The organism is Cobetia marina (assembly GCF_001720485.1).
GTDB lineage: Bacteria > Pseudomonadota > Gammaproteobacteria > Pseudomonadales > Halomonadaceae > Cobetia > Cobetia marina.
In genome coordinates this window covers 707,817-732,701 of the sequence record NZ_CP017114.1, presented here as the reverse complement: position 1 = coordinate 732,701, position 24,885 = coordinate 707,817, and the positions used below count along the sequence as shown (strand labels likewise).

General features: G+C 63.9%; 21 protein-coding genes. 15 read left to right on the top strand and 6 right to left on the bottom strand.

The features are described from left to right. Positions 1-46: 46 nt before the first annotated feature. From modC to modA, 3 genes are all read right to left on the bottom strand, one after another. Positions 47-1,219: a molybdenum ABC transporter ATP-binding protein gene (gene modC, locus BFX80_RS03195; RefSeq protein WP_084207924.1), complete on the bottom strand. Its 1,173-nt coding sequence runs from the start codon at positions 1,217-1,219 to the stop codon at positions 47-49. Continuing rightward, positions 1,212-1,904, bottom strand: a complete 693-nt coding sequence (gene modB / locus BFX80_RS03190) for a molybdate ABC transporter permease subunit (protein ID WP_077378349.1) — start codon at positions 1,902-1,904, stop codon at positions 1,212-1,214. Before modB ends, modC begins: the two co-directional genes overlap by 8 nt. Before the next feature lie 188 nt (positions 1,905-2,092). Then, complete coding sequence (gene modA / locus BFX80_RS03185; RefSeq protein ID WP_240499652.1) at positions 2,093-2,995, bottom strand: molybdate ABC transporter substrate-binding protein; 903 nt, start codon at positions 2,993-2,995, stop codon at positions 2,093-2,095. A gap of 356 nt (positions 2,996-3,351) precedes the next feature. Here modA and BFX80_RS03180 point away from each other — a divergent pair, with 356 nt between their 5' ends. Then, positions 3,352-4,269 carry a LysR family transcriptional regulator gene (locus BFX80_RS03180; protein WP_077378346.1) on the top strand — a complete coding sequence of 306 codons (918 nt, stop codon included), beginning with the start codon at positions 3,352-3,354 and terminating at the stop codon, positions 4,267-4,269. Between the two features lie 28 nt (positions 4,270-4,297). Here the strand turns inward: BFX80_RS03180 and BFX80_RS03175 are convergent, their stop codons facing one another. Next, positions 4,298-4,987: a glutathione S-transferase C-terminal domain-containing protein gene (locus BFX80_RS03175; protein ID WP_084207923.1), complete on the bottom strand. Its 690-nt coding sequence runs from the start codon at positions 4,985-4,987 to the stop codon at positions 4,298-4,300. Between the two features lie 92 nt (positions 4,988-5,079). Beyond that, entirely contained in the window at positions 5,080-5,799 is a 720-nt protein-coding gene (locus BFX80_RS03170; protein WP_084209603.1) for a glutathione S-transferase N-terminal domain-containing protein, read from the bottom strand. Between the two features lie 338 nt (positions 5,800-6,137). On the opposite strand from BFX80_RS03170, the gene BFX80_RS03165 reads away from it, so the two are divergent. Beyond that, positions 6,138-7,697, top strand: coding sequence for a carbon-nitrogen hydrolase family protein (locus tag BFX80_RS03165; protein WP_084207922.1), 1,560 nt, complete (start codon positions 6,138-6,140; stop codon positions 7,695-7,697). A 4-nt stretch (positions 7,698-7,701) separates the two neighbouring features. Then, the gene (locus BFX80_RS03160; RefSeq protein ID WP_084207921.1) at positions 7,702-8,529 is read left to right on the top strand and encodes a M90 family metallopeptidase; all 828 of its coding nucleotides are present in this window, start codon (positions 7,702-7,704) and stop codon (positions 8,527-8,529) included. Positions 8,530-8,640: 111 nt separating this feature from the next. Here the strand turns inward: BFX80_RS03160 and BFX80_RS03155 are convergent, their stop codons facing one another. Then, entirely contained in the window at positions 8,641-9,648 is a 1,008-nt protein-coding gene (locus BFX80_RS03155; RefSeq protein ID WP_077378334.1) for a LysR substrate-binding domain-containing protein, read from the bottom strand. A gap of 160 nt (positions 9,649-9,808) precedes the next feature. On the opposite strand from BFX80_RS03155, the gene BFX80_RS03150 reads away from it, so the two are divergent. The 12 genes from BFX80_RS03150 to BFX80_RS03095 all read left to right on the top strand — a co-directional run bounded on the left by BFX80_RS03150 (position 9,809) and on the right by BFX80_RS03095 (position 24,816). Further along, positions 9,809-11,134 (top strand): TauD/TfdA family dioxygenase, encoded by a 1,326-nt coding sequence (locus tag BFX80_RS03150; RefSeq protein ID WP_240499651.1) that lies wholly within the window; start codon positions 9,809-9,811, stop codon positions 11,132-11,134. A 106-nt stretch (positions 11,135-11,240) separates the two neighbouring features. Beyond that, positions 11,241-12,416, top strand: coding sequence for a GGDEF domain-containing protein (locus BFX80_RS03145; protein ID WP_141392307.1), 1,176 nt, complete (start codon positions 11,241-11,243; stop codon positions 12,414-12,416). 141 nt (positions 12,417-12,557) lie between these two features. Next, positions 12,558-13,112 carry a lipocalin family protein gene (locus BFX80_RS03140; protein ID WP_077378325.1) on the top strand — a complete coding sequence of 185 codons (555 nt, stop codon included), beginning with the start codon at positions 12,558-12,560 and terminating at the stop codon, positions 13,110-13,112. 261 nt (positions 13,113-13,373) lie between these two features. Further along, entirely contained in the window at positions 13,374-14,222 is an 849-nt protein-coding gene (locus tag BFX80_RS03135) for a DUF1338 domain-containing protein (RefSeq protein ID WP_077378322.1), read from the top strand. Then, entirely contained in the window at positions 14,219-15,280 is a 1,062-nt protein-coding gene (locus BFX80_RS03130) for a succinylglutamate desuccinylase (protein WP_084207920.1), read from the top strand. The genes BFX80_RS03135 and BFX80_RS03130 overlap by 4 nt, the downstream gene beginning before the upstream one ends. Positions 15,281-15,733: 453 nt before the next feature. Beyond that, a complete protein-coding gene (locus BFX80_RS03125) occupies positions 15,734-16,534 on the top strand; it encodes an ABC transporter ATP-binding protein (RefSeq protein ID WP_077378316.1) in 801 nt (266 codons plus the stop codon). Between the two features lie 164 nt (positions 16,535-16,698). After that, on the top strand, positions 16,699-17,517 hold the full coding sequence (locus tag BFX80_RS03120; protein ID WP_077378313.1) for a transporter substrate-binding domain-containing protein: 819 nt from the start codon (positions 16,699-16,701) through the stop codon (positions 17,515-17,517). 41 nt (positions 17,518-17,558) lie between these two features. Continuing rightward, the gene (locus BFX80_RS03115; protein WP_084207919.1) at positions 17,559-18,275 is read left to right on the top strand and encodes an ABC transporter permease; all 717 of its coding nucleotides are present in this window, start codon (positions 17,559-17,561) and stop codon (positions 18,273-18,275) included. 41 nt (positions 18,276-18,316) lie between these two features. After that, entirely contained in the window at positions 18,317-19,069 is a 753-nt protein-coding gene (locus BFX80_RS03110) for an ABC transporter permease (protein ID WP_077378483.1), read from the top strand. Between the two features lie 251 nt (positions 19,070-19,320). Further along, positions 19,321-20,085, top strand: coding sequence for a transporter substrate-binding domain-containing protein (locus BFX80_RS03105; protein WP_077378307.1), 765 nt, complete (start codon positions 19,321-19,323; stop codon positions 20,083-20,085). A 310-nt stretch (positions 20,086-20,395) separates the two neighbouring features. Beyond that, on the top strand, positions 20,396-21,682 hold the full coding sequence (locus BFX80_RS03100; RefSeq protein ID WP_084207918.1) for an efflux RND transporter periplasmic adaptor subunit: 1,287 nt from the start codon (positions 20,396-20,398) through the stop codon (positions 21,680-21,682). Further along, positions 21,679-24,816 (top strand): efflux RND transporter permease subunit, encoded by a 3,138-nt coding sequence (locus BFX80_RS03095; protein ID WP_077378301.1) that lies wholly within the window; start codon positions 21,679-21,681, stop codon positions 24,814-24,816. Before BFX80_RS03100 ends, BFX80_RS03095 begins: the two co-directional genes overlap by 4 nt. Positions 24,817-24,885: the final 69 nt, after the last annotated feature.

Below are 24,885 nucleotides of genomic sequence, written 5' to 3'. Positions count from 1 at the left end.
GAATGCCAGGCCCGAGGGGGCTCAGGGGAGCGGGACCGCGGGAGACTCAGGGAGACGTCGTCTCGCTGGTGCCGGCCGCCTCATCCTGCTGCGCGGCCTCGTCTCCGACATCGAGACTGATCACGTCCGGGCCGGAGAGCGCGACGCTCGAGATCAATGCCTTGACGCCAAGGCCGACCTTGAGCCCCAGCTCCTTGCAGGCCAGCCGGTCCACGCGCGCTCTGAGCCGCTGGCCGGCGATGCCCAGCACCAGTTCCGCACTGGCGTGGCCGCGCTCGCTCTCGATCTCGTGAATCACGGCGGGCAGCGTATTGCGCAGGCTGGTATTCAGCGGGGTTTCCAGCGCGATGCTGACATCACGGGCACGCAGTCGCAGGCGTACCCGACGCCCGACCGGCATCGCCAGACGCGCCAGCTTGAGACTCAATCCCGCCCCGAGCCCCAGGCGGGTCAGCTGATGCGTCTCATCGTGCGAGAGCACCTCGGCACTGAGCAGTGAGCCGGCTTCGAAACGGCCTGTCTGCGGGGCCAGATCAAGACGTGACAACATGTCGCCGATCTCGCCGCTGGCGGTGATGCGCCCGTTGTCGACCAGCGCGAGGCGGTCCGCGACGGCGAACAGCTCCCGGGTATCGTGACTGACGAACAGGATCGGAATCTCGATCTCGCGAGCCAGACGGCTGATGTAGTGCAGGAGTTCCTGCTTGCGGGCGCCATCAAGGCCGGTCAACGGCTCATCCAGCAACAACATGCGTGGGCGTGACAGCAGGGCGCGCCCGATGGCGACACGCCGCGCCTCGCCACCCGACAGCTGACCCGGCATGCGCGTCAGCAGGTCCTCGATGCCCAGCAGCGCGACGATCTCGTGCAGGTGGTCACGGTTGCGCTGGCGTTGAGCACGCGTCAGTGCCAGCGGCATGCCGTAGCAGAGATTGCCGCGCACGCTGTAGTGCGGAAACAGACGAGGCTCCTGGAAGACCACGCCCAGATTGCGCCGATGGGCAGGCACCCAGTGATCATGCTCGCCGCCGATCAGACACTCGCCCGTGAGACGCAGATGGCCATGATCCGGGCGGTCGAGCCCTGCGATCATGCGCAGGATGCTGGTCTTGCCGCTGCCGGAACGTCCGAACAGCGCCGTGACCCCGCGTGCCGGCACCTTGAGTTCGGCATCGAGATGGAAGGCGCCCAGCGTGCGGCAAAGGTGGAAATCAAGCATCACGCCCCTCCATCCGGAGTCGGGCCCGGCGCGCCAGCCATTCGGAAGACAACAGCGAGAGCATCGCGATCACCACCGCGATCAGACACAGACGCGCGGCCGCGCCCTCCTCGCCCGGCGTCTGGATCAGGGTATAGAGCGCCAGGGGCAAGGTACGGGTCTCGCCGGGGATGTTGGCCGCAAAGGTGATGGTCGCGCCGAATTCCGACAGCGCGCGCGCGAAGGCCAGCATGCCGCCGGTCAGAATGCCGGGCAGCGCCAGCGGCATCGTCACCGTGAACAGCACCCGCAGCGGGTTGGCCCCCAAGGTACGAGCCGCGGCCTCCAGCCCCGGGTCAATGGCCTCCAGCGACAGGCGCATGGCACGCACCATCAGCGGAAAGGCCATGACCGCTGCCGCGACGGCGGCGCCCTGCCAGGTGAAGGGCAACACGATATCGATCTTCGCCAGCCACTGACCGATGACGCCGTTGCGTCCGAAGGTGACCAGCAGCAGATAGCCGACCACCACCGGTGGCAGCACCAGTGGCAGATGCAACAGGCCATCCACCAGCGCCTTGCCACGAAACTCGCGTCGCGCCAGCCACCAGGCCGCGGCGAAGCCGGGAATCAGACTGAAGCCGACGGCCACGCAGGCGACCTTGAGACTCAGGCTCAGGGCTTCCCATTCCAGTGCGCTCAGCATGCACTCTCCTCGAACAAGATCAGGTGGCGCAGGGCAGCGCGATCACGAGACGACTCGCGCCCATGGCATCGCCATGGCCCGCTCGATGATTCGCTCTGCCAGCCACGTCATTGCCGCAATGATGCCACGGAAAACCTCCAGTGTAGCGGCCCGCGTGCCTCCGGGACATGCCGGCCGCCGGGGCGCTCTCACTGGCTGTCAGCGGTGGCGGGTGCAGCCTGGGTCCCAAGGGTGGTGAACCCGAAGCGATGGAAGATGGCCCCTGCCTCATTGCTGGACAGCCAGTGGGCGAAGGTTTCCGCTGCCTCGTCGGGCGCATCCCCGCCCCGCGTGATCAAGGCGGCAGGATAGTGGATGGGGTCGTGGCTGCTCTCGGGCAGCAGGCCGATCTGATGGACGCGATGACTGACGGAGGCATCCGTCGAGTAGACGATGCCCAGTGGGGCTTCACCGTGCTCGACCAGCGCCAGCGCCGCACGCACATCCTCGGCACTGGCCAGATGCGAGCGCAGTGCCTGCCACTGACCCAGCGATTCCAGCGATTGACGTGCATAGATGCCCGCCGGCACGTGATCCGGGTCCCCCACCGCCAGCCGGGAGGCGTCGCCCGTCGCGGCCAGTCGCTTGGCCACGTCCGTCACGTCCCGGGCATTGCTGACGCCGGCATCCAGAGAACTTGCCCCGGCGGCTACCAGCGCCAGACGATTGCCCAGCAGATCATGACGCCCTGTCACCACCACGCCGGGCTGCTGCTCGAGCCAGTCCATCCAGCGCTCGTTGGCCGACAGATACAACTGGGCTGGAGCACCATTGGCCAGCTGACGCGCCAGGGTCGAGGACGAGGCGTAGACCGGCAGGATATCCACGTTGGCGAGGCGCTCGTAGCGGGCCTCGATGGCATCCATCGCATCATGCAGCGAGGCGGCAGCCATGACGCGAATCCGGGTGGGTTCGTCGGCCTGCACCGGTGCCGCCAGCAGCGCCACCAACGTCATCAGCAGTGTCGAGCGGGCCGTCAGAGAGGTGCGTCTCAGGCAGGCGGATTCCTGGCATGAGCGAAAGTGAGCGCGCAAGCGCGTGGCGAGTGACATCACGAGGTCCTTTGTCAGGCCGCGAAAGGGCCTTGGAAGAGTGAAACGCAGCGACAGCGCGTGCCACTGCTGCATGCCATGATGCCGCGCCCACCCGCCACATGCATCCCGCTCGGGCGCGGATGGGCGTCAACGAGCTGGAATCGTGAGCCCCATTATCTGAACGCGCCCGCCAGCAGAGAACGCGAATCACTTTCATGCATGCCACTCCCCCCGCCAAATCGGCTACAATGCTGGCCAAATCGGCAACTCGCCACTGGCCCTTGCGCCAGATCCGCGGCGCACTCTGCCTCCACGCTCTCTATTTCATGCCATCGGCTGCCCGAGTGGCAGACAGTCTCAGGTGCCACCAATCCATGCCTCCCGTACTTGACGAATTTCAGGGCCTCAGTGCCTTCGATGCCATCATGCGCCATGGCAACCTGGGCGCCGGCGCCGAACACCTCGGTATCTCCAAGTCCACGCTCAGCCGTCGGATCAGTCACCTCGAGTATCAGCTCGGTCAGCCGCTGCTGCATCGCCAAGCCAACCGCCTGATTCCCACCGAGGCCGGCACGCTGTTCCATCAGTATTGCCAGCAGATGCTGTCGCTGGGCGAGCGCTCGCAGATGGCACTGGACGAGCTGCGCGAGGAGGTGAGCGGTGATCTCAGCATCAGCGTCCACCCGCATTTCCTGCGTGGCTGGTTCAATCGTCTGCTCACCGAGTTCATCGAGGAGTATCCGGGCATTCGCCTGACGCTGACCTCGAACCTGCAGCCTCCGACACGTGAGGATGATCAGGTCATGCTGTGGCTGTGGGAAGGTCCGACCCGTGACAGCGGCCTGCGTGACGAGGTGCTGGGCCACCAGCGTCAGCATCTGTATGCCCACCCGGACTATCTGCGCCAGCATGGCCATCCGCAGCATCCCGGCGAGCTTGCCTCCCACGACTGGGTCAACCTGATCGACCGCCATCATCCCGATCTGGTGCTCCACCATCCGGAACAGGGCGAGTACCGAGTGAGCCTGCCGCCCTCGCGCTTCACGGTCGACAATGTCGTGGTACATGCCGACCACATCGCGCATGGCGCCGGTATCGGCCTGCTGCCGGACCACCACGTGCGCACCCGCTCCGTGGCACATCCCGGCCAGTTCGAGGCCTGTCTGCCCGAGTGGCAAGGGCCCTCGATTCCGGTCAGCCTGCACTACCCCTTCGGGCACCCGCCGCGCAAGCTGGGCGCGCTGCTGGATCGTATCCGGCGCCATGTGCCCAAGGACTGGGGGCAGCCCTAGCCCCGCAGGCCTCACGTACCAGCGCGACTCAGCGGCCCTGGCCAAACAGGTGGCGACGCGCCTCTTCATCCATCGCCACATTGGCCGCCGGATTGATGTCGTCGATGCGCGCCATCGCCCGCCTGACGCCATCACGCTCTGCCATGCGAGTGCGGTAGGCAGCCACCGCCGGGAAGCGGGCCAGATCGATCTCCTGCTTCTCGGCCTTCAGCCACGGCCAGATGGCCATGTCGGCGATGCTCAACTCGTCCCCCGCCACGAAGTCACGCCCCGCAAGCTGGCGCTCCAGAACGCCGTAGAGGCGCTCGCCTTCCTTGTGATAGCGCTCGATGGCGTACTCCACCGGTTCTGGCGCGTAGTGCGTGAAGTGGTGCACCTGACCGAGCATCGGCCCCAGGCCGCCCATCTGCCAATGCAGCCACTGCAGCACATCATTGCGTGGGCGCGTCTCGCGCGGCAGGAACTGGCCGGTCTTGTCGGCCAGATATTCCAGAATCGCGCCGGATTCGAACACGGAAATCGGCTCGCCACCATCGGCCGGCGCATGATCGACGATCGCCGGCATGCGATTGTTGGGCGAGATGGCCAGAAACGCTGGCGCGAACTGTTCGCCCTTGCTGATGTTCACCGGTATGAGTCGGTACTCGAGGCCGGCCTCTTCCAGAAAGATCGTGATCTTGTGGCCGTTGGGCGTGGTCCAGTAATACAGGTCAATCATCGTGAGCACCTTTTCGAGGGCAAGACGACATGGCCCGAACGCCTGGAAGCGTTCGAGCCATCAGGAAGCGCATCGCTGACGCGATCGAGGGCTTACTGCGGGATATCGCTGGCACGCGGCGACTTGCGTGCCATGCCGTCATGGAGATCCATCATGCGCTCGCGCCACTGCACCAGCGGATCAGCGGGGTCTTCCGTCTCGCCGAAGGGCGAGGTGTCGGAGACGATGTGGGCCCAGATGAAGAAGCCGAAGATCAGGTAATCCGCCGCCGCCGGTGACTCGCCATCCATGAAGGGCTGATTGCCCAGCAGGCCACGCAACGGCTTGAAGGCGCTGTCGAGAATGCCACGGGCGATCTCGACATCGTGGAACTCCTCGAACGACATGCCGAAGCGGGCTTCTCGGGCGCTCTGGAAGTATTCACGGTCATCCGGGTGAATGGCCTGCACCAGATCCAGCGCCACCAGGCGGAAGAAACCGACGGCCATGACCTGCTCGGCATAGACCTTGACGAAATTCAGGCGCGCCCTTGCCAGTGCATCGCCGATCAGCGGGCCATGGCCTGCATTCGGATAATGCTCGTCCAGGTGCTGGAAGATGTCGTAGCTGTCCATCGACACGCCGAAATCATCCTTGAGTACCGGCACCGTGGTGGAATCGCAGAAGTCGATCGGGCTCTTGTCGGTGAACAGCATGGGAACGAGTTCCGCCTCGATGCCCTTGTGGGCCAGGGCCAGCCGCGCGCGCCAGCAGAACGGCGAGAAACGCAGACGGTCATCACGACCTCGCAATTCATAGAGTACTGGGGTCATGCAGGTATCCTCCGGTGTCATTCAAGCTCAAGATGTTCGGCATGACGTCGCCGTGGGCGTCTTGCCCATGGCAATGTTTTGGACGTTGTGCCGCGCAAATGCAAGCAAAATGAGCATTCGTTCAATATCCCGCCGATACGCCGCTCGCCGTGCTTCCACCCGCTCACCCTTGCAGTGGCGCGAGGTTGGACCCATTGAGGAGGGATTCGCGACACGCGCCGGTCATTGACCAAAGGATATTGATGACACTCGGCCTCGACAGCGCGAATAATGGATCCAAGCTGTCGCACCCGCCGCGTCTCGCCCTGCTCTCATCACTCATTTCCCAAGGAGTCTCGATGTCCGTCGAAGACCTGCACCTTAACCTGCGCAACCTGCAGGCATCCGACTACCCCCAGCTGAAACGCCTGATGGACGGCATCTACGACGACATCGGCGGCGCCTGGCCGGAACACACCATCAACCGCCTGGTCGCGGAATTCCCCGATGGTCAGATCGTGATCGAGGACGGCGAGATGCTGGTCGGGGTCGCGCTGACGGCGCTGGTGGATTACGACGCCTTCTCGAACCCGCACAAGTACGATGATCTGATCGGCCAGCGCGAAGTCATCCTCAACAACCCCGAGGGAGATGCGCTCTATGGCCTGGATGTCCTGATCGACCCCAACTACCGGGGCTATCGTCTCGGCCGCCGCCTGTATGAAGCGCGCAAGGAACTGTGTCGCTCCATGAATCTGCGCTCGATTCTGGCCGGTGGGCGCATTCCCCAGTATCACGAGTATGCCGCGGAGCTGTCCGCGACCGACTACATTGACAAGGTCGAGCGACGCGAGATCTACGACCCCATCCTGTCCTTCCAGCTGGCCAATGGTTTTCTGGTCAAGCGTCTGATGCGCCAGTATCTGCCGGAAGACGAGAGCTCACAGGGCTATGCCACCTTGCTCGAGTGGAACAACATCCTCTTCGAGCCGGTCGAGCGTGTGCTGGAAAGCCGCAAGACGATGATTCGCGTCGGCGCCGTCCAGTGGCAGATGCGCAAGTTCGATTGTGTCGAATCCGTGCTGCAGCAGGTGGAATATTACGTCGATGCTCTCTCGGACTATCAGAGCGACTTCGCCGTCTTCCCGGAGCTGTTCAATACGCCGCTGATCGGCCTGCTGGAAGACCAGAGTGACCCGGTGCGCTGCATCCGCTTCCTCGCCGGCTTCACCGAGCGCTTCAAGCAGGAAATCTCGCGCATGGCGGTGGCCTACAACATCAACATCGTGGCCGGGTCCATGGTGGAGGTCGGTGATGACAACGAGCTCTACAACGTCACCTATCTCTGTCACCGCGATGGCGAGATCGACCGTCAGGCCAAGCTGCACATCACGCCTCAGGAGCGCCGTGACTGGATCATCAAGGGCGGCGACGAGCTGGCCGTGTTCGAGACCGATGCCGGTCGCATCGGCATGCTGATCTGCTACGACGTGGAATTCCCGGAGCTGTCACGCCTGCTGGCCGACCAGGACATGGACATCCTGATGGTGCCGTTCTGGACCGACACCAAGAACAGCTACCTGCGCGTCCGCCACTGCGCCCAGGCGCGCGCCATCGAGAACGAGTGCTATGTGGTGGTCTGCGGCAGTGTCGGCAACCTGCCGTCCATCGAGAGTCTGGACATCCAGTACGCCCAGTCAGCGGTATTCTCGCCCTCTGACTTCTCCTTCCCGCATGATGCGGTGATGGCCGAGACGACCCCGAACACCGAGATGATCATGTTCTCGGATCTTGATCTGGAACGTCTCAAGGTCGTGCGCAGCGAAGGCTCGGTGACCAACCTCAAGGACCGTCGCAAGGACCTCTTCGACCTGCGCCTGCGCGACTGGTCCTGGAAGTCCGGCAGTCGTCAGGACTGACTCGATGCCCCCCTGGTGGCAACGACTGTGGCAGCGATCCGAGCGCCACGGCCATGATGCCGACGCCTCAGCCCCCTTCTCTTCCCAGCCCCAGGAGGGGGACACCCTGTGGCAATCCGTCCGCGAGCGTCTGCCGATCCTCGAGGGACTCGACGCCGAGGCGCTCACGCGTCTCGAGCGCCGCGCCCGCCGGCAACTGCATGACTGGAAGCTGACCAGCGCCGAGCCTCTCGAGGAGGTCGAGGCGCTGGCATTGGCGGCTCAGGCGATGCTGTTGCTCAATGGTTGGGCGCATGCCGAGCGCTGGCAGGATGCCGGCGCTCGCGTCCATGAGATCATGCTGCCGTTCGAGGCCATCCGCCGTGAAGTGGAAGAGATGGATGAGGCAGGCGTGGTGCATGTCTTCCAGGACACCCGTGCCGGTGAGACCTGGTACCAGGGGCCGGTGGTGGTCACGCAGCAGGACCTGGCCGCCAGCGGTGACTGGAGCGGCTTCAATGTGGTCATCCACGAATTCGCCCACAAGCTCGACATGGCCAACGCCACCGATGCCGATGGCTTTCCGCCTCTGCCTGGCCACATCAGTGCTCAGGAATGGCACGCCACCTTCACCGCCGTCTGGGATGACCTGAGCGAGCGCCTGGCACACGGCATTCCCACGCCGATCGATGACTACGCCGCCAGTCACCCCGCCGAATGCTTCGCCGTGTGCTGCGAGTATTTCTTTACCGCACCGGACACCCTCGAAGCCGCCTATCCCGAGCTGTATGCCCTGCTGGAACGCTTCTTCCATCAATCGCCATTGCCACGCTGCCCGACGGCTCACGACTGATCGCCTGACAGCCAGACAGGCAGATAGGCAGGTAGACGGGCAGACAAGAAGATCCGGACAATGAATAGCGACCGCTCACCCCCTCCACCACCGGCTCAAGCTAACGGTATATCAATCAGGGTGTGCCGCGGCGGGCCCGCCATTGCGATTCCCCGATGCATCAAGAGCAGTACCTGAGTCGGTCACTGCTGACTTTTCCACCAGGTAATCCCAGACACGCTGGGCCGTGGGTCGCATGGGACGTTGGGAGGAACGTACCAGCCAGAAATGCTGCTCGGCAGGAATCGCCAGCGGGAAGGCCTGCTCCAGTCCGCCATTGCCGGAGGCCATCCATTGCTGAAAATGGCCTTCATGCACCAGCGCCACGCCCATGCCGAGACGCGCCATTTCCAGTGTCATGACCTGGGTGTCACAACTGATGGTGGACGTCGTCTTCTCCAGTCCCAGCTGACCGGCCGCGACCAGCCAGCGACGCCAGCCCACCGCGAATCCCGCCGCATGCAGCAGCGTCATTCCGGTCAGATCCGCCGCCGTGCTCAACCGGGCGCTCAGTGCCGAGCTTGCCACGACGATCATCCGCTCCTGCTCCGCTCCCACCTTGATCGCCTCGACCTGCGGCCAGTCCCCCTGGCCATAGCGCAGTTCGATATCCACTTCCTCGCCATCGAAATCACGCGCCCAGAAGGCACTCACCAGCCGCAGGGCGATCTCGGGTTGATCTCGATGAAAGCTGGCCAGACGCGGCAACAACCAGGCCTGCTGGCTCATCGGCGTCGCACGCAGACTCACCGGCGCGGCGCGCGAGGGTCCGAAGACTTCCAGCGTGCCCTCCTGCAGACGCTGGAAGCCATCCTGCAGCGCCGGCAGCCAGGCCTGCCCGGCCGGTGTCAGATTCAGACTGCGAGCATGGCGCACGAACAGCGGCTGGCCGAGCCGACCCTCCAGCTGGCGGATACGCTGACTGATGGCGGACTGGGTGACGCTCAGCTCATCGGCCGCCCGCGTGAAACTCATCAGGCGTGCCGCCGCCTCGAAGGCCTGCAGCCAGGCCAGGGGTGGCAACGGGCTGGACAAGGAAACGGGCAAGACACTCGGCGGCGAGGAAGGTGAGTCGTGCATGGCAATCTCGTGGCGGACAATGGAGGAGCATGACCACACATTAGCTCAGCTAAGCCATGGGCGTCATATTTCGCGTTGGTCAGCCCTCATGACACGCAAGACAATAGACTCACTCTCAGCACAAGACTCACCGACACCGACAGAGACAAGGAAGGCGCCCATGGAGACTCTCACCGCATCTGATTCCGACACTTTCGGTACCAGCGACACTGATGGTATTGGCGACACTAGCGTGACGAACGACACTATCGATACGAACGACACTATCGACACTATCGACACTATCGACACTACCGACACTACCGACACGGCAGCGACGGATGCCGGCACGCGTCATCAGTGGGACATGAAGGAATATCAGCCCCATCATCGCGGCACTCCCCTGATTCAGGCGACCCATGACGAGGCACTGGCGACTCTGAGCTGGGCCGATGGGGATCAGGCACGCTTTCCGCTGATCTGGCTGCGTGATCACTGCGCCTGCGACGCCTGCCGTCATCCGCAGACCTTCGAGCGCACCTTCATGCTCATGGATGATGCGGCCCTGACGGTGCATCAGTTGCGTGTCGAGCAAGGCAATCTCGTCGTCATCTGGCAGGACGGCCACACCAGTCGTTTCGATGCCGGTTGGTTGCTGCAACGTCGCCCGAGTGATGCGCCGCCAGCCACGCCGGTCCCCTCAAGCCGCGCCTGGCAGCAGGGCCATCAGCCTCACGCTACCGCCTTTGCCGACTACATGGCCGGTGGACAGGCACGACTTGGCTGGTTGGAAGCGCTGTGCCGCGACGGCTTCGCGATTCTGGACGGCGGCACCTGTGAAGGCGGTGAGATCGATGCCATCGCGGCCACCATCGGCCCCATCCGTGCCACCAACTTCGGCGGGCGCTTCGAGGTCTTCTCCAAGCAGGCGCCCAACAATGCCGCCTACACGCCCATCGCGCTGGAACTGCACACGGATCTGCCCAACTGGCGCCAGCCGCCGGACATCCAGATGCTCTATTGCCTGGTCAATGACGCCGAGGGCGGTGAGTCGATCTTCGGTGACGGCATGGCCGTCGCCGAGGAACTGCGCCGGCGTGACCCTGCCGCCTTCCGCCTGCTGGCCGAGACGCCGGTGGACTTTCGCTTCGCGGATGAGCAGACCGACCTCGTGGTGCGCGAACCGGTCATCCATCTGGATGCCAGCGGCAAGGTCATCGAGGTGCGTTTCAACAACTGGATCCGCGATAGCCTGCGCCTGCCGCTGGAACGGATGCAGGCCTGGTACGACGCCTACCGCCACTACTGGAGCATCCTGCGCGAACCGGACTTCCGCCTGCACCTCAAGCTCGAGGCCGGTCAGATGGTGGCCTTCGACAACCGCCGCGTGATGCATGGGCGCCGGTCCTTCGACCCGACCACCGGGCGCCGGCACCTGCAAGGCTGCTACGTCGATTACGACATGGTGGAATCGGCATTGCGCGTCACAGCGCGCCAGCTGGACTGACGACGGCCCGCGAGCGTTGAAGCTCAGTGATTCAATTCGCCCAGTCCCGGCAGCAGACCACGCAAGGCGATGGCATCCTGAGACTCTGGCTACTCAGGTACCGCCCATGAATCCCATGACGCTCTGCTTTGCGGATGACACCCTGGAACGACGCTATCGTCGACAACAGATCGAGACCTCACACAAGCTCAGCCGGTTCACCATCCCGCTGAGCTGTGTGATGTTCGCGTCCTATGCGCTGATCGAGATAAGTCTTACCCACCATTTCGAGAGCCTGCTGCTGCTGCGCGCCGGCATTCTCGTCAGTGTCCTGAGCCTGTTCCTGCTGTCACGCCATGCGCGATACAGACACCGGGTCAATGGCCTGCTGTGCCTGGCCTCCCTGAGCGCGGCGCTGGGCACGCTGGCCATGTTCCATCTCGGCAATGACCACGCAGTGGATCACCATGAGATGCATGAGGGTGAATTCCCGGCCTATTTCGTCAGTCTGCTATTGCTGGTGTTCTGGACCTACACCCTGCTGGGGCTGCAGTTCATCTATGCACTGGCCTGCGGATTGCTGATCTGGATGGGCTGCACCGCCAGCTGCGCGATCCTGCACAGTGGTACCGGCGTGCTGGTGGAAGCCAACGAAGCCTTCTTCATGATGTCCGCCAACCTGCTGGCCGGCATGAGCGCCTACTCGCGAGAGCGACAGAGCCGCCTGCTGTTCCTGCGCGAATGTCACGTCACCGACGAGCGAGACAATCTGCGTGACCACGCGACCCGCGACTCGCTCACCGGACTGCTCAATCGACGCGCCCTGATGGAGCATCTCGATCAGGTGCTCGACATCCAGGCACCCGGCGTCATACAGGCTGCGCTGTTCATCGACCTGGATGGCTTCAAGCCCATCAATGACCGCCATGGTCACCACATCGGCGACCAGGTCCTGAGCATCATCGGCGAACGACTCGGAGACACCCTGCGTGGCAACGATATCGTCGGCCGCCTGGGAGGCGATGAATTTCTCGTGCTGATCAGTCGTGAAGGCGATAGCCGCCAGGGCCCGGAAACACTGGCCAATCGTCTGGTGGACGCGATCAGCAGGCCCATCCACCTCGAGGTCGACGGCGAGCCGCTGATCATCGGTGTCAGCGCCAGCGTGGGCGTCTGTCTGTTCCCCTTCTCCGGTGCCACGCCGGAAACCATCATAGCGCGTGCGGACGGTGCCATGTATGAAGCCAAGCAACGTGGCCGCGGGCGAGTGGTCGCGGCCAACCCGCTGCGCCTGGTGCTGTGAGCCTCCACCACGAATGATGCCCCCTCCCTCTTGAGACAACCGCAGACGCCCCAATGAGAGAAGGATGCCTGTGCAGCCTTTCATCACGTAACGACGCCCCGCGACGATTCGCCGGGGCGTCCTGTCTCATGGAGCCCGCCAATGACACGCCTGCCGCATCTCGCCCTCTCGCTCGCTGGCCTCAGCCTCCTTGGCGGCTGTGCCGGTGTCCCGTCCGGCACCCAGCCCGTCGGGGACTTCCAGCTCGAACGCTACTACGGGCAATGGCACGAGATCGCCCGCCTGCCCAACAGCTTCGAGGAGGGACTGAGCTGCGTCACCGCCGATTACTCGCCCCGCGAGGACGGCGGCGTGCGCGTCATCAATCGCGGCCTTGATGCCGACAAGGGCGAATGGAGTCAGGCCGAAGGGCGGGCCTACTTCACGCAGGGCAGCGAGACCGCGGCCCTCAAGGTCAGCTTCTTCGGCCCCTTCTATGGTGGCTACAACGTGCTGGCACTGGATGATGACTATCAGTGGTCGCTGGTGGCCGGTGCCGATCGCGACTACCTGTGGATACTGGCGCGCGAGCCGCAGCTGGATGACGGCACCTATCAGGCGCTGGTCGATCAGGCCGCCGAGCTCGGCTTCGCCACCGATTCACTGATCAAGGTCGAGCAGGGTGAGACATGTCCCGTCGCTGACGGCGAGAGCTGATGACGCAGGCGCTTGCTCACGGCGCAGGCTCCACCCAAGGTCTAAACCGACACGTGACGTTTACATGGTGCGGACAGCCGCTTTCATCCAACCGACCTTGCCTCTTGCCACGCGCCAGCGGCTCGCCAATGGTGAGCTGACAATCTGCCGAGGCAGCGTCTCGCCGAGTGCGCTGCCCTGCTGCCAATCGCCACATGCCGTCGCCCAGTGTCAGTGACACCTCGCTGCACTGGGCAACTCAGTTCAGAGGGAGCTCGTGCCATGGATATCCAGCAGTTCTTCAGCGCCCTATGGGATGATTACGTCGCCATGACGCCCCAGGCCCAACAGATCCAGGATGCCTTCGTGGCCGACGGCGAGACCATCGTCAACGACCACGTGGCCTTCCGGACCTTCGACCGCGGGCCGATCACCCTGAGCGCGCTGGAACCTCATCTGCTGGCGCTCGGCTACACCCGCTTCGCCCCCTATGACTTCGCTGAGAAGAAACTGCGCGCCTTCGGCTATCTGCCGCCGTCTCCCGACATGCCGCGCGTCTTCCTCTCCGAGCTGAAATGTCATGAGCTTTCCGAGCGCGCCCAGTCGATCATCGATGGTCTGGTCAGCCAGATCTCGCCGGATGCCGCCACCCAGCCCTCCGTGCTGTGGTCAGGTCGCCTGTGGGACGCGCCGACCTTCGAGCAGTATCAGCGTCTGATGGAGGAGAGCGAATACGCGGCCTGGCTGTCGATCATCGGCCTGCGTGCCAATCACTTCACCATCAGCGTCAATGCACTTACCCGTCATGACACGCTCGACAAGGTACTGACGCGCGTCGAAGCACTTGGCCTGGGCATCAATCCGGCCGGCGGACGCATCAAGGGCTCACCCGAGGTCCTGCTGGAGCAGGCCTCCACCCTCGCCGACCGCCAGACCTTCACTTTCGCCGGCGGCGAGCAGCACGAGATCGCGACCTGCTACTACGAGTTCGCCCGTCGCTATCCGGATGCCGACGGCAAGCTGTATCAGGGTTTCGTGGCCGCCAGTGCCGACAAGATCTTCGAATCCACCCACCTGACCGAATCCTCCGATACCGGTCAGGACAGCCCAAGGGAGCACTCCACCCCGTGATTGCCGACTGGCTTGACCTGACACTCGAAGGCCACGCCAGCGCGCGTGGCATGGGACGCATCCCCGGTGGGCGCTATGAGATCGTCGCCCCCGGCGTGCTGGAGATCTGTCCGGACACCCAAGGGCCTGCGGCTCGCCCCTGCGTGCTCTCGGCGGGAATTCACGGCAACGAGACGGCGCCCATCGAACTGCTGGGTGAGCTGATCGCCGGTCTCGAGAGCGGCCACCTGATCGCCGGTGCCCCGCTGCTGCTGATTCTGGGCAACCTACCCGCCATCCGCACCGGTGAGCGCTTCCATGCGACCAACCTCAATCGGCTGTTCCGACGTACCGAGACGGCGACCGCCATCTCGGTGGACGCCGGCAACGCGGCTGCCGGCAAGGCCAATGACTGTCCAGCCAATGATGAGCCGGCACGCGCCCGCCAGCTGATGGCGGCAGTGGATGACTTCTACGCCCGCTTCCCGCCGGCCGATGGCACGCGACACCTGCACTACGACATGCATACCGCGATCCGCGACAGTCACTACCCGCGCTTTGCCGTGGTGCCCTTCAGCGAGGGAGAGGCCATCAGTCCCTCACAGTGGTCGATATTGAGCGCTGCCGGCCTCCAGGCCGTGCTGCATCAACATCAGCACAGCTGGACCTTCTCGCACTACTCGCGCCACTACCATGATGCCGATGCCTTCACGCTGGAGCTGGGCCAGGTGCGTCCATTCGGCGCCAATGACATGGCGGCACTGGCGCCGATGTCCCGCCTGCTCGCGGCTCTAGCCACTGGAACGCCGCCGGATGAGTCTGATCCCGGTGCCATGGATTACTTCAAGGTGGAAGTGGAGCTGATGCGCCACTCCGCAGACTTCGCGCTGTGCTTCAGCGAGGACGTCGCCAACTTCACCCGCTTCGCCCCCGGCACGCTGATCGCCCGGGATGCGCAGGCGGGCCCCTGCATCATCGGGGACACGCCGCTGAGCGTGGTATTCCCCAATGCCAGTGTCGAGATCGGCGCTCGCGCCGCCTTGCTGCTGGCCAGCTGTGCTCCCCCCGAGACAGCCTGATCATGAAATGCGCCCCACCCGCAGCCACCGCCGTACTGCCCCACGCAGCACGGCGCATCGGCAGGGTGGGCGCCCCCAATAATGACAACAAGGTCCCCACTCATGACGCATTCCTGCCGTTCTGTCCCTCCTGTCGCCAGCCAGCGACTCTTGCCGACACGCGCTCAACCAAAGTCGTATCCGGCGACGCTCCAAGGAAGCAGTTAACCCAGCGTTGAGCTGGTAGAATCTGCCCCCTTTCACGATCACGACCGTGATACCACTCGAGCGGCTGCGACGACATGGCCAGCTGCCAGCGAGATTCAGTCTCGCCTGGCGACGTCATGCACCCTGTGCCGCCGTGTCGACAACGCACAAGTTCCCACGGGTCCGTGCCGCCCTGCGGCAGACTCAGGACGCGCCCGCGCCGCCTGGCAAGGCAGCGATGCGCTGCGTCTGGATCGGAGTAACGGCATGACCAAGACATCCCCCGGGATCGAGACCCCGAACCGCGAGGTGCTGCCCCTCGAGGTTCGCGACATCACCAAGTCCTTCGGCAGCAATCAGGTGCTCAAGGGCCTGTCGCTCAAGGCACGCAAGGGCGACGTCATCACGCTGATCGGTGCCTCTGGCTCCGGCAAGAGTACCTTTCTGCGCTGCATGAACCTGCTGGAACAGCCGGACGGTGGCGACATCTTCGTCCATGGCGAGCAGATCGGCTTCAAGGACACCCGCCGCGGTCGCGAGCCGATGGACTGGCGTCAGGTCGAGCGCATGCGCGCGCGCCTGTCGATGGTCTTCCAGGGTTTCAACCTGTGGTCACACATGACCCTGCTGGAAAACGTCATCGAGGCGCCGATCCACGTGCTCGGCAAGCCAAAGAAAGAAGCCATCGCGCACGCGCGCAGCCTGCTGGATCGCGTCGGCCTGCTCGAACGCGCCGACTACTACCCGGCCCAGATGTCGGGGGGCCAGCAGCAGCGTGGTGCCATCGCGCGCGCCCTGGCGATGGAGCCGGAAGTGATGCTGTTCGACGAGCCGACCTCGGCACTCGACCCGGAACTGGTCGGTGACGTGCTCAAGGTGATGCGCGACCTGGCCGAGGAAGGCCGCACCATGGTGGTGGTGACCCACGAGATGAGCTTCGCGCGCGACGTCTCGAGTCAGGTGGTCTACCTGCATCAGGGTCTGGTCGAGGAAGCCGGCGATCCGGCTGAGGTACTGGGCAATCCCCAGTCAGAGCGACTCAAGCAGTTCCTGGCGCCCAAGTACTGACAGGCAGGACTGATGAACAGGACTGACGGACGGCTCTGATCAACCGCTCGCTCCGCCGGCGCTTCCCCCGGCACGGTGATCCCGTGTCCGGCACATGATTCAGCACCGCGAGCGCCATGCCATCGGCAGGCCTCGAGGCGCAAGAGATTTCAGGAATGAAAGTGATGAAACAGTTCGCGACACGCGCCCTGATGGGCCTCACCCTCGGCCTCTCCACTCTCGCCATCTCGGCAGGCGCCGTGCAGGCCGCCGATGTACCGGACCCGCTGCGCCTCGGCATCGACGTGCCCTACGCGCCCTTCGGCTACAAGCTGCCGAGCGGTGAGCTGACCGGCTTCGAGATCGAGCTGGGCAATGCCATCTGCGAGCAGCTCGCCACTCGCTGCGAGTGGGTCGAGCAGGACTTCGACGGCATCATCCCGGGCCTGATGGCACGCAAATACGACGTCATCATGTCCGCGCTGACCATCAACCCGGAGCGTGAACGTCAGGTGCTGTTCTCCGCGCCCTACTTCACGCCGCCGTCCGGCTGGTTCGTCAAGGCGGACAGCCCACTGGCCGGCGCGGACAGCCTCGATGCCGAGGCTCTCAAGGGCAAGGTGATCGGTGTCCAGCGCGGCAACCTGCAGGATCACTACGTCACCGACCTCTACGCCAGCGTGGCCGAGGTGCGTCGCTATACCAAACTGGATGATCTGGTGCTGGACATGGACAGCGGTCGCGTCGATGTCGCCTTCCTTGATCTGCCGGTCGGTCAGGACACCCTGGTCGAGGCCAATGATGGCAATTTCGTCAATACCGGCAGCGCCATCAGCGAACCGAAGAAGTACTTCGGTGACGGCTTCGGCATCGCCATGAAGCAGCGCGATCGTGATCTCAAGAAATCCATCGACGAGGCACTGGACACGCTGAAGGCCGACGGCACGCTCGAGCGTCTCAACGCCAAGTACTTCGCCAGCGCCGCGACCGCCAACAGCCAGTAAACCGCTGAGCGGTTTGCACGGCGCTTCACGGGAGGATTCCCATGATCGACCTACAAGGCTACGGGCCAAGTCTGCTGGAGGGTGCCTGGGTCACGGTGCAGCTGGCCGTGCTGGCCCAGCTGCTGGCCATCGCCCTCGGGCTGATGACAGCGACCGCCAAGATGTCGCGTTCCACACCACTGCGCTGGATCGCGACGCTCTACACCACCATCATCCGTGGCGTACCGGACATCGTGTTGATGCTGCTGCTGTTCTTCGGTGGTCAGATCGGCATCAACATGGTCACCGACTGGCTGTATGACCGCTATGACATCGATGTCTTCGTCAACGTCGACGAATTCACCGCGGGCGTCATCACCATCGGCTTCATCTTCGGCGCCTACATGGGTGAGACCTTCCGCGGTGCCTTCATGGCAGTGGATGCTGGCCAGATCGAGGCCGGACGTGCCTATGGCATGAGCAACTGGAAGGTCTTCAAGCGCATTCGCTTCCCGCTGATGATGCGTCACGCCCTGCCGGGGCTGGGCAACAACTGGATGGTACTGCTCAAGACCACCGCCCTGGTGTCGGTGATCGGGCTGGTCGACATGGTGCGTGTCGCCAGCGAGGCCGCCAAGGCGACCCATGAGCCCTTCACCTTCCTGTTGCCGGTCGCGGCGGGCTATCTGCTGATCGCCACCGTGTCCGAATGGGGGCTTTCGCGCCTCAAGAAGCGCTACAACACCGGATTCGGGGAGGCCAGCGCATGGAACAACTGAACGATGCGGGCCCGACAGGCATCATCGCCCAGCTTGGCCAGATGCTCGATGATGTGCTGAGCGACAACTACATCTTCACCGCCACCACTCTCTGGCACTACTGGGAGGGGCTGGTCACCACGGTGCAGCTGGTGTTCCTGTCGCTGATCATCGGGCTGGTGCTGGCCGTGCCATTGGCGATCCTGCGCGGCTCGCGCCGCCGCTGGATCAAGATGCCGGTCTACCTGTACACCTATGTCTTCCGTGGTACCCCTCTGCTGATCCAGCTTTACCTGATCTACTACGGAGTGGTGTTCTTCGATGGCTTCGACATCTCGTTGGGAATCACCAGCGTGCATGTCCCCAGCATTCAGGACACCTGGCTGTGGGAGTACTTCCGTGACCCCTTCGTCCCGGCGCTGCTGGCCTTCGTGCTCAATACCGCGGCCTATACCACCGAGATCTTCCATGGTGCCATCCAGTCCACGCCCAAGGGCGAGATGGAAGCTGCACGCGCCTATGGCATGTCGCGGGGCAAGATGATGCGTCGCATCATTCTGCCCAGTGCCTTCCGACGTGCACTGCCGGCCTACGGCAATGAAGTCATCTTCATGCTGCATGCCAGCGCCATCTGCAGCGTGGTGACGCTACTGGATCTCACCGGGGCGGCGCGTGACATCTATGCACGCTTCTATGCCCCCTTCGAGGCCTTCCTGTTCGTCGCCGCCATCTATCTGTGTCTGACCTTCACCATCATTGCCATCTTCAGGCAGCTGGAGAAACGTCTGCTGGCACACTTGAAACCATTGAATTGAACTGAAAGAAGCGCCCCTTGCCGGGCGCTTCTTTCGTTTTTCACTCCTGATCCAGCAATGCATCTCGTTTAACGAACGTTTGAATCCGACCATTTTCCCCCTTCACCACAGCGCAGGACTGGGCTAGTGTGGAGAACAATGGCTGACGACAGTCCTGTCTTCATCGGCGCAGACGCCTGATACCTTTTCAGGGAGCGTCTGGTGTCGCTGACACGTCAGCTCGACCAACAACAACGAGGAACGGGAACGACATGAAGAAGCTTCTGGGAATTTCCCTGCTGGGTGCAGCACTGATGGCCGGTGGCGCACAGGCCGCCGAGACACTGCGCATCGGCGTCGATGTGCCTTATGAGCCGATGGAATACAAGACACCGGACGGCGAGCTGACCGGCTTCGACATCGAGCTGGGCAATGCCATCTGCGCGAAGATCAACCGCGACTGCGAGTGGGTCATCCAGGCATGGGACGGCATCATCCCCGGCCTGATGGCACGCAAGTACGATGCCATCATGTCCTCGATGACCATCAACGAAGAACGCCGTGAGAAGGTGCTGTTCTCCGACACCTACATCACGCCGCCGTCTGCCTGGTTCGCGCCGTCCGACAGCGCGTTGAGCGCCACCTCCACCGAGGCCCTGGCGGGCAAGGCCATCGGCGTGCAGCGCGGCACCCTGCAGGACAACTACGTCACGGATCTCTACGCCAAGAATGCCGAGGTCAAGCGCTACACCACCGCCGATGACCTGGTGCTGGACATGGATGCGGGTCGCCTCGACATCGCCTTCCTCGACTTCCCGGTCGGCAAGTCCACCCTCATCGATGGCGGCAACGGCAACTACAAGGCCGTGGGGGAAGTGGTCACCGAGCCCAAGAAATACTTCGGCGACGGCTTCGGTATCGCCATGCGCAAGCGTGACAAGGACCTGGCCGAGCAGATCAACGGCGCACTGGCGGAACTGAAGGCCGATGGTACCTACGACACCATCCACACCAAGTACTTCGGCGAGAAGAAGTAAGATCGCCTCCCATGTCATGACGCGCGCGAGCTGACAGGCGCAAGTGACACGCAAGACAACACGTCCCGCTGGCATCTGCCGCGGGACTTTTGCGTTGAGACAGGGTCATTCCCGACCCAGCCCCTTCATCAGCGCCGCCGGGGAATGAGAGCAAGCCCCCGCCACGCCTGAGCCAGATGCCAAGTCATCGCGTCCCCTTGCACAATTGGTGCAAATTGAGAACCAAAGCAGTGTGGCTGAGAGGGCTTATCCCGTCTGCCCGGCCTCTCTAGGATGCCCAGCATCCCACTCCTGCAACGGTAGCTCCCCCATGTCGAGACATCCTTCACGTCCGGCGCGCCTTTCTCGTATCGCCTCTTCCCTGCTGTTGACCCTTGGCGGTCTCCTTGCGCTCAGCGCCTGCAGTGAAGGCGATGACGAGGCTTCCGCTGGCGCCCAGCCGACACCTCCCACGATGGAAGTCGTCGCGGCCAAGGCTCAGCCGGTCGCGGCCTGGCACACTTACACCACCCGCCTGGAATCTCCGCAGAGCGTACAGCTGCGCCCGCGCGTGAGCGGTGAAATCGAAGAGGTCCTGTTCACCGAAGGCAGTCAGGTGAGCGCCGGCACCCCGCTGGTCCGCCTCGATCAGCGCCCCTTCAAGGCCGAGGTTGATCGTCTGGAAGCCGAGGTGGCTCGCGTCAAGGCAGAACTGGCCAACGCCCGCAGTGAATCCGGACGCGCGGCCAGCCTGGTCAAGCGCAACCTGATCTCCCGCGAGGAAGCCGATTCACGCAGCACCAGCGTCTCCGGTCTCAACGCCCAGCTCAAGGCCGCCATCGCCCAGCTCGAGCGCGCCCGTCTGGATCTCGACTACGCCACGGTGCGTGCCCCGATCGATGGCCGACTGTCCAATGCCCGCATCACGCGCGGCAATACCGTTCAAGCCGGTCAGAGCGTGTTGACCACCCTGGTGGAAACTCGCCAGCTGGACGCCTATATCGACATCAGCGAGCTGACCTGGAATCAGGACTTTGCCGACGTCTCCGCCGAGGATCATCTGCCGGTGGAACTGCAGCTGACAGGCCAGCAGGACTTCCCGTTCCAGGGCGAGCTCGACTTCATCGACAACAGCGTCGACATCGATACCGGTACCCTGCGCATTGGCGCCACCTTCGCCGCAGAGGACCCTGCCCTGCGGCCAGGCGCCTTCGCGCGCCTGCGCATCGCCTCCCCCGAGATTCGCGATGCCGTGCTGATCCCGGAGCGTGCCATCGGCACCGATCTGGATCGTCAGTTCGTGCTGGTGATCGGCGAAGATGACACCCTCGCCTACCGTGGCATCACCACTGGCCCGCGCTTTGGCCCGCTGCGTGCCGTCACCGATGGCCTGGCCGCCGGTGATCGCGTGCTGGCCGCCGGCCCCGCCAAGGCAGGCCCGGGCATGCCGATCACGCCCAAGCTGGTCGAGATGTCCGACGATGGTGCCCTCAAGGCCCTCGCCGAGCGTGTCGCTCGCCTGACGCAACACCAGAAGGATCAGCCGTCGCACGACAATGATCAGGATGCCGCGGCGCTGGCCGAGGCCGACCGCCAGGCAGCAGGAGGCCGTACGTGAACGTCTCCAGCTTCTTCATCAAGCGCCCGGTCTTCGCCGCGGTGCTGTCGATCCTGATCGTCATCTCGGGGCTGCTGTCACTGTTCCAGCTGCCCATCTCCGAGTATCCAGAAGTCGTGCCACCTACCGTGGTGGTGCGCGCCAACTACCCGGGCGCCAACCCGGAAGTCATCGGTTCGACCGTCGCCACGCCGCTGGAGCAGGAAATCACCGGCGTCGAAGGCATGCTGTACATGGACTCCCAGGCGACCTCCGACGGTAACCTGACCCTGACCGCGACCTTCGCGCTGGGCACGGATCTGGACAAGGCCCAGGTGCAGGTGCAGAACCGCGTGGCACGCGCCACGCCGCGACTGCCACAGGAAGTGCAGCAGCTCGGCATCACCACCGAGAAGGCCTCGCCCAACCTGACGATGGTGGTCCACCTGACCTCCCCGGATGGCCGCTATGACCAGCTGTGGCTATCCAACTACGCGCGCCTGAATCTCAAGGACAACCTCGCCCGTCTCGACGGCGTCGGTGACGTGCGCCTGTTCGGTGCTGGCGAGTATTCCATGCGCGTATGGCTGGACCCGGACGCCGTGGCGGCGCGTGGACTGTCTGCCGGTGACGTGATCAGTGCGCTGCGCGCCCAGAACCAGCAGGTCGCCGCCGGTTCCGTCGGTGCCCAGCCCGCCCCGGATGACAACCAGTTCCAGCGCCTGCTCAATGTGCGCGGACGTCTCGAGAGCACGCAGGAATTCGAGAACATCGTCATCCGTGTCGATGAGGATGGCCGCCTGACGCGCCTGAAGGATGTCGCACGTGTCGAACTGGGTGCCGACAGCTACTCGCTGCGCGCGCAACTCGACGGCAAGGATGCGGTGGCGATGCCGATCTTCCAGCGCCCCGGCTCGAATGCCATCGCGCTGTCGGATGCGGTCCGCGAGCGCATGAGCGAGATGTCCGATGCCTTCCCCGATGGCGTCAGCTACGACATCGTCTACGACCCCACCGTCTTCGTGCGCGGCTCCATCGAGGCGGTCATCGATACCCTGTTCGAGGCCATCCTGCTGGTGGTGATCGTGGTGATCCTGTTCCTGCAGACCTGGCGCGCCTCGATCATCCCGCTGATCGCGGTTCCGGTCTCGCTGATCGGTACCTTCGCGGTCATGCAGCTGATGGGTGTCTCGATCAATACGCTGTCGCTGTTCGGACTGGTACTGGCCATCGGTATCGTGGTCGATGACGCCATCGTGGTGGTGGAGAATGTCGAGCGCAACATCGAGCTGGGCCACTCTCCCATCGAGGCGACCCAGATCGCCATGCGCGAGGTGACCGGCCCGATCATCGCCATCGCGCTGGTGCTGACGGCGGTCTTCGTGCCCACCGCCTTCATCAGCGGCCTGAGCGGCCAGTTCTACAAGCAGTTCGCGCTGACCATCACCATCTCGACGCTGATCTCGGCCTTCAACTCACTGACCCTGTCGCCGGCGCTCTCGGCCCTGCTGCTCAAGCCGCACGGTGCCAAGCCGGACTGGCTGACACGCCTCATCGATGGCCTGTTCGGACGCTGGCTGTTCGCGCCGTTCAACCGGGCCTTCAATGCCATGTCCAACGGCTACACCGGCCTGATCAAGAAGCTGCTGCGCTTCGGTGTCATCGTCGGCGTGATCTATCTGGCACTGCTCGGCGCCACCGGCAAGCTGTTCGACAGCGTGCCCGGCGGCTTCATCCCGGGACAGGACAAGCAGTATCTGGTCGCGATGGCTCAGCTGCCGGACGCGGCAAGCCTTGATCGCACCACCGAGGTCATCAACGAGATGCAGAAGCTGGCACTCGAGACACCGGGGGTCGCCCATACCGTGGCCTTCCCGGGGCTGTCGGTGAACGGCTTCGTCAATGCCTCCAATTCCGGCATCCTGTTCACGCCGCTGGATGACTTCGAGGATCGCCAGTCGCCCCAGCTCTCCGGCCAGGCGATCGCCGCCGAGCTCAACCGCAAGTTTGCCGGCATCGACGAGGCCTTCGTCGCCGTCTTCCCGCCGCCGCCGATTCTGGGTCTGGGGACCACGGGCGGCTTCAAGTTGCAGCTGCAGGACCGCGGTAACCAGGGCTTCGATCAGCTGTTCGCCGCCGTGCAGACCATCACCGCCAAGGGCAATGCCGACCCGCGCCTGAGCAGCGTCTATTCCAGCTTCCGCATCCAGGTGCCGCAGTACGACATCGATGTGGACCGCGAACAGGCGATGATCATGGGCGTCCCGGTGGAACGCGCCTTCGAGACCCTGCAGATCTACATGGGCTCGCTGTACGTCAATGACTTCAACCGCTTCGGGCGGACCTATCAGGTACGCGCCCAGGCCGAGCAGTCGGCGCGTCTCGACCCGGATGACATCCGTAATCTCAAGGTGCGCAGCGACAACGGGCGCATGATTCCGCTGGGCAGCTTCGTCAAGGTGACGCCGACCACCGGGCCGGACCGCGTGATGCACTACAACACCTATGTCAGCGCCGACATCAACGGCTCGCCGGCACCGGGTGTCTCCAGTGATCAGGCCAAGGCCGCCATCGAGGAAGTGCTGGCAGCCAATCTGCCCCAGGGCATCGGCTACGAGTGGACGGAGGTGACCTACCAGCAGGTGCTGGCCGGCAACACCATGATCTATATCTTCCCGCTGGTGGTGCTGCTGGTGTTCCTGGTGCTGGCTGCCCAGTACGAGAGCTGGTCGCTGCCGCTGGCGATCATCCTGATCGTGCCGATGACGCTGCTGTCGGCGCTGGCTGGCGTGTGGCTGACGGGAGGCGACAACAACATCTTCACGCGGATCGGGTTGATCGTGCTGGTGGCGCTGGCCTGCAAGAACGCCATCCTGCTGGTCGAGTTCGCCCGTGAGCAGCAGCATGAAGGTCAGAGTCGCCTGGATGCCGTGCTGACGGCCTGTCGCCTGCGTCTGCGGCCCATCCTGATGACCTCGGTGGCCTTCACCGCCGGCGTGGTACCGCTGGTACTGGCCACGGGCGCCGGCAGCGAGATGCGCCAGGCGATGGGCGTGGCGGTGTTCTCCGGCATGATCGGCGTCACCGTGTTCGGCCTGTTGCTGACGCCACTGTTCTATGTCGGCATCCGCAGGATGGTCGAGAAGCGTACCTAGAGAAGCCGGGGCTTCACGGACCACACCGCCAGTGCGGCGACGCGAGATGATTCGCCGCACTGGCTTGCC